At 66.4% G+C, this 5293-nt stretch carries 5 protein-coding genes; 2 read left to right on the top strand and 3 right to left on the bottom strand.

Annotated elements, in window-relative coordinates; genetic code table 11:
* Positions 1-461: 461 nt before the first annotated feature.
* Positions 462-1094: a hypothetical protein gene (locus DSC45_RS35465; RefSeq protein WP_119296167.1), complete on the bottom strand. Its 633-nt coding sequence runs from the start codon at positions 1092-1094 to the stop codon at positions 462-464.
* A gap of 84 nt (positions 1095-1178) precedes the next feature.
* Entirely contained in the window at positions 1179-1571 is a 393-nt protein-coding gene (locus tag DSC45_RS35470; RefSeq protein ID WP_119296168.1) for a DUF3846 domain-containing protein, read from the bottom strand.
* Positions 1572-2092: 521 nt separating this feature from the next.
* On the opposite strand from DSC45_RS35470, the gene DSC45_RS35475 reads away from it, so the two are divergent.
* Together DSC45_RS35475 and DSC45_RS35480 are read left to right on the top strand one after the other, a co-directional pair.
* Positions 2093-2932: a CPBP family intramembrane glutamic endopeptidase gene (locus tag DSC45_RS35475; protein ID WP_119296169.1), complete on the top strand. Its 840-nt coding sequence runs from the start codon at positions 2093-2095 to the stop codon at positions 2930-2932.
* A 147-nt stretch (positions 2933-3079) separates the two neighbouring features.
* Positions 3080-3589, top strand: a complete 510-nt coding sequence (locus DSC45_RS35480; protein ID WP_205571506.1) for a GNAT family N-acetyltransferase — start codon at positions 3080-3082, stop codon at positions 3587-3589.
* A 194-nt stretch (positions 3590-3783) separates the two neighbouring features.
* Here DSC45_RS35480 and DSC45_RS35485 read toward each other — a convergent pair whose 3' ends face one another.
* Positions 3784-4755 (bottom strand): DUF6292 family protein, encoded by a 972-nt coding sequence (locus DSC45_RS35485; RefSeq protein WP_240435033.1) that lies wholly within the window; start codon positions 4753-4755, stop codon positions 3784-3786.
* Positions 4756-5293: the final 538 nt, after the last annotated feature.

The following is a 5293-nucleotide window of genomic DNA, read 5'->3' on the forward strand; positions in this document are numbered from 1 at the left end:
CGGTCTGCTCCGCAGACACGACGCGCCGCCGCTACGCGGCGGAAGAAAGGGAACGCTCCGCGTTCCTGAATTCCGGCTTCGCCGGAATACCTGGTCAACTCCGTTGACCAGAGCTCGAATTCGCTCCGCGATTCGAGCAGAAAATGAATTCGCTCCGCGAATTCCTTAGGCTGGTTAGCGGGCGTGGGTATCGTCCGTTTTCTGAGCACATATAGGAGTGTTGACGGCCCGTCACTTTTGCTATCGCACGAAGGCTTAGAGTTTCAACCTTCGGTTTCCCGCTATCGAGTTGGTGTAATTCATTCTATGGTACGTCAATTCCCTTTACAAGCTGGCTGATTGGCGGAGTCGGTGTCGGCCTCTGGGATCTACCGGAGGCCGGCGGCGGAGCGGAGCGGAGCCGCCTGCCGGGCCCCGTGCCGGGGGTGGGGCTGTTGTTGCTCCACCCCCGGTGGGTGTGGTTAGTGGACTCGGAAGCCTCCTCGTGTGGCGTTGTACTCCAGGAAGTCAAGCCACTCCAGCCACCAGGGGTTGTCGGTGAGGGTCTGCGCCTGGGCTTCTGGTGTGACGCTCTCCCAGGCGTGGAGTGCTGCTGTGGTCTCTCGTTCGGTGACGAGCCATCCGTCGTTGCTCATGAGCTTGTAGGCGGGGATGGCGGGGAGTCCGGCGTCGCCTTCGCGGGTGTTCCAGTACGCGGCCAGGAACTGGAGTTGTTGTGTGGTGAGTTGCTTCTCGATTTTCGTTCGCTTGGGTCCTTCGGGGTGGTCCCTCGGGTCTTCTGGGAGATGAGTGAGGTCGAATTCCGCGAGGGTCGGCCATTGAGGTGCGGGGGCGTCTTTGATCATGCCGATTTCGCGCATGATGTGGCGGGCGGCGCCCATGGCCCAGATGTTGAGGCGGAAGTAGAGGCCGGTTCGGGCCTTTTCGTAGTCGTTCCAGGCAGAGTCCAGTTGGTCATCAATGGCTTTGGCGGCCGTCTCGCTGGTTGCATGTCGGCGGTGCATTTCCAAGTCGTCGATCCGGTTGGACGCCTTCATGACTGCGGCTTGTTGTTCCGCGTCGGGAGGGCGCTCGCTGAACATGTCGAAACCCACGGCGGGTTCTCCTTCGGGGTGTGGTCTCCGGTGAGCCCTGGGGGTGGCGCTGCCACGGCGCCGCCCCCAGGGGGTGACGTGCGGTCAGTTCCCGGTGCGTTGGCGGGGAATGACCGTGGGTGCGAGGTGCTGTTCAACGAGGTCGGTCAGCTCGTGATCGGTGAGGCCGAGGGTGTTGCCCTCCGCGTCGGCTCCGCCGGTGAACAGGGCGTGGCCGTGGTAGGGCTGGTGGAGGGGGTGGTGCTGGGCGTAGAGCAGGGTTGCTCCGGGGTTGTACGGCGCTCCGTTGAGGAGGCCTTCGTCGTCGAGCCACATGGTGAGGTTGTCGGTGATGCGGATGGCGTCGAAGTGGTCGCAGTCGCATGCTGCGCGGATGACCTGGAGGTGTCCTGCGTCGCTGGCGGGCCAGTCGAGGACGCGGAAGAGGCTGTCGGTGCGGATGAGCAGCGCGAAGCCGCTCTTGGTGCGTGTGGGCACAGTTCTCCCTTAGGGGTTGGTGTGTGTCTTCGGTGTTGAGGGCTTTGCCACAAGCCCTGCGAACGAGATAAATCTATCGCATTTGTAGAGAGTTTTGGTGGTGTTCAGGATCTTTCATCGCGTGTTTCTGCAGGCCAACGCCCGTACAGGGGCGGCGGGTTGCTTTCTGATATCGGTCAAGCGTGCGCCGACGCGGGACGCGGAGCGTCCCTTCATTCGGAGCGCGGAGCGCTCCCCCATTGCCAGTCGCGAAGCGGCTGAGCAGCGGCCGGGCAGTGCCCGGGTCACCGCCGCGTAGCGGCGGCGCGTCGCGTCTGCGGAGCAGACCGCGCGCCTGACCCGTCCTTCGCTGCGCCCCGGCGCGTACGCGTACGGTGCCCCGCGCTGCGCACCAGGCTTCCTCTGCGCCTTCAGCTGGTCGATGGCCTGGAATCAGGTGCCCGCTCGCCCACCCGGAGGGGCGTGATGTAGCAAGATGATCTGTTTACTCACTGCTGCCAGCAAGGTGATCGGAGTCATGGATGCCCTCGGAACTGGAAGGCTCGGCGCCGTCGCGGTCCGCAGTGAGGACCGGCGCCTCGCTCGTCCGCGCGTGGCCTGCAGGCGCGTGCATCGTCGCTCTAGGTGCCTGCGCGGTCTTTCCGGTCGGGCCGGGAGTGCCGGTGCGGATGGCAGTCGTGGGTCTCGCCGTTGTCTTGCTGATTGCTTGGGCCGGTGTCCTGCGGTCGGCGGAGGCGATCCGGGTGGCGGTGTTCGTGGGTCCGCTCTTCGGCTGTTTTGCGGTGGGGATGCTCTCTGGCTGGCCGCCTGCGGTCACCACGGTTCTGGTGTGCGTGCTCCCTCTGGGGTGCCTGCTGATCGCTGGTCGTCACGCTGCCCTCAAGCTGGCCGCGCCATGGCTGACGCGTGGTTCGTTGACGACCGGGACGCTCTGGCTGGGCCTGGCCACTGTGGTACTCAGCGCTGCAGCGCTCGCGACTTGGGCGCTCGTGGTGCGGCCTGAGCCGGCCGAATACCTGCGCGAGCTGCAACGCCTCCCGCTCGGGCTCGCGATTCTGGGCATCGTGGCATTCGCTCTGGTCAACCCGGTGTGGGAGGAGATGCTTTTCCGGGGGGTGCTGCTGACAGAACTGGCCGCGGTCTGGGGCAACAGGGTCGCAGTGGCGCTGCAAGCCGTGCTGTTCGGAGCCGCGCACTTCGCAGGCTTTCCGTCCGGCGTCATCGGCATGATCATGGCGGCCAGTTGGGGGTTTGTCCTGGGTGTCATACGTGTGCGTAGTGGCGGCATCCTGATCCCCTACTTGGTGCACGTGACCGCGAACGCAGTCATCGGGACGCTGGCCGTGTTGACCCTGGGGTGAGCCGTACGTCCGGAACCTGAAACTTCCCGCAGGTCAGGCAGCTGGTACGAAGCGCCCTGGAGTCGTGTTTCGCTGCGACCGGCGGGTGAGTCGGCGGGTCATGAACGTGATCGCGGCCCAGGTGATGAGGGTTTCGGAGTCGTGCTGATGCTTCTGCGCCAGGATGAAGCCGTGGATGACGTCGTGTGCCGCCCTGCCCAGTACCGTGAGTTGGCCGCCGTAGCTGAGTTGCGGTGGCGGTGGGTGCAGGAGCTCTACGGAACTCCCGACACCATGCTGGACGAGTTCGTCCCCCGATTCGTGGCGTGGGCCCGGGAGGCCGGGTCCTCGCATCGGTGCATGGTGATGGTCCGTGACGACGTGGTGATCGGCATGGCCTGGCTGGCGATCACGCAGCGTGTGCCGCACCCGCGCAGGTTCGAGCGGATTTCGGGTGACGTGCAGTGCACGTACGTGGTGCCCGAGGAGCGCGACCGCGGCCTGGGCGGCGAGCTGATCGAGGCGGTCTTGGCGTGGGCAAGAGACCTGGGCCTTGAGCGGGTGACCGTTCACTCCAGCGACCGGGCGGTTTCGGCGTACTGCCGTCATGGTTTCGAGGCCTCTCCACGCCTGCTGCAGGCCGAGGTTGGGCAGGGTCGCGCGGAGTCAGTCTTCTGATCGGTGGATGGCAGGCTGGCTGGTCGTTCACGTATCGCCCCGGCCGAGGCAGTCGGAGGTCCTGGTCGTGCTGGACTCCGGACACGACGCACCTCGCATCGCTCCGGAGGCGGCACATACGAGTTTGACCAGTCCTGCTCGAGCTGCAGACGTCGGGATGGCTTGCTGGCCGAGCGGAGGGCAGAGGGTTGCCGTCAGTTTTGACGGGTGGCTTCATCGGTGCGGTCGGTCCGAGCCGTCAGGGCGGCGAGTAGTTGTGCGGGAGCAGGGCGGGGGGCGCCGTCGCTGTCTCCGATCGGTTCGCCCTGCGGTGGTTGTCCGGTGTTCCGGCGGATCGGGTGCCGGCGGCTCGTGGCGGTGCGCCAGCCGGAGCGTTCGTCCCACACCAGCGCCGGTGCAGGAGCACCGTGGGAGAGCACCAGGGCGGCGGCGATGTGGTCGTCGGCGAGGTGAGTGACGGTGACGTCCTGGTGCTCGGCCAGGCCGGCCCCGGCGAGCGTGTCGGCGATCTCCTGGATGTAGGGGCGGGCGGCGCGGGCGCGGATTTCGGTCTGCGCGTGGGCGATCGCCGTGCGGTGTACGGCTGTTGGGTAGCCGAGCTGTCGCGCGGCGTCTTGTGGTGTCAGGTCCGGTTGGCTGGTGATCAGATCGGCGATGTGTTCGCCGCGCAGACGGGCCAGGGTCCGGGTGACGGTGACGTAGGAGAGGCCGAGCTCGGTCATGACGGTCTTCGAGGTGACCGCGGGGTCCTCCTCGAGCAGCGCACCGATCTCGCGGGGGATCTCGTCCCGCGGCACCATGTCACCGCTGCCGTGGGGGCGTCCCGGCTTCGCGGCATCTCCGGGGCCGGCCTGTCGTGCTGATCTGTATGCGGTCACGATGCGGCGCGGGCAGTGCTCAACGCCTTTTACCTTGACCAGGTGCGGTGTGATCTCGGGTGTGTGCTTGTAGGTGTCCCAGGACTTCGCCGACACCTCGAGGAGGGCGGCTGCCTCGTTGCGGTCGAGGAGGTCCTCGCCGTCGTCCTCAGTCGGGAGCGGTGGCACGGGCGTGCCGGCGTAGTAGGCCGCGGTCTGCTCGCTGTCCCACAACAACACCCGTGCACCGGGTGAGTTGATCGGCGGCGGGTGACCGGCCGCGGTGTAGCGCTTGTGCTTGACGAACATGGACGGCCTCGTACCCACGGCCACAGACGCGGTCTCGGCAAGCTCGTCGCGGGTCTGGACGAAACTGACTCGCCCGGCGCGGATCATCTGGTGCCTTCCTGGCTCAAGGCCGGCCGCCGCATCGTGACTGGGCGTGAGCCGGGCTGCTCTTTCACGTATGGCACGCGGAACCCCCTTTGGATGACGGTTCGAGAAAACTATCGGACTTTCGCAGACGGGTGGCCGGCAACGCGACGCTCTGCCCGCGGAACGCCGCTACACTCGACAACATCACGTTCCGCGGGTTCGCCTTCGGGGTGTGGTCTTCGGTAGGCCGGCGCCCTTGCCACCCGCTACGGCGGACCGGGCGCCGGCCAACTTCTTCCCCACAGAGATTGTGCGACCCCACCTCGCGATCTCATGGCCCGCGGCGCACGGAGCGACCAGGACGAGATCTACGCCCGGGTGGAAAACATCTGGCCTGGGGCCGTACTTCACCGAATCGACGGCTGCTCCGAGCCGGTATGGACGATCGCCGATTCCAGCCCGCCTGCGCCTG

The sequence above is a fragment of the Streptomyces sp. YIM 130001 genome (genome assembly GCF_003574445.1).
Lineage (GTDB): Bacteria > Actinomycetota > Actinomycetes > Streptomycetales > Streptomycetaceae > Streptomyces.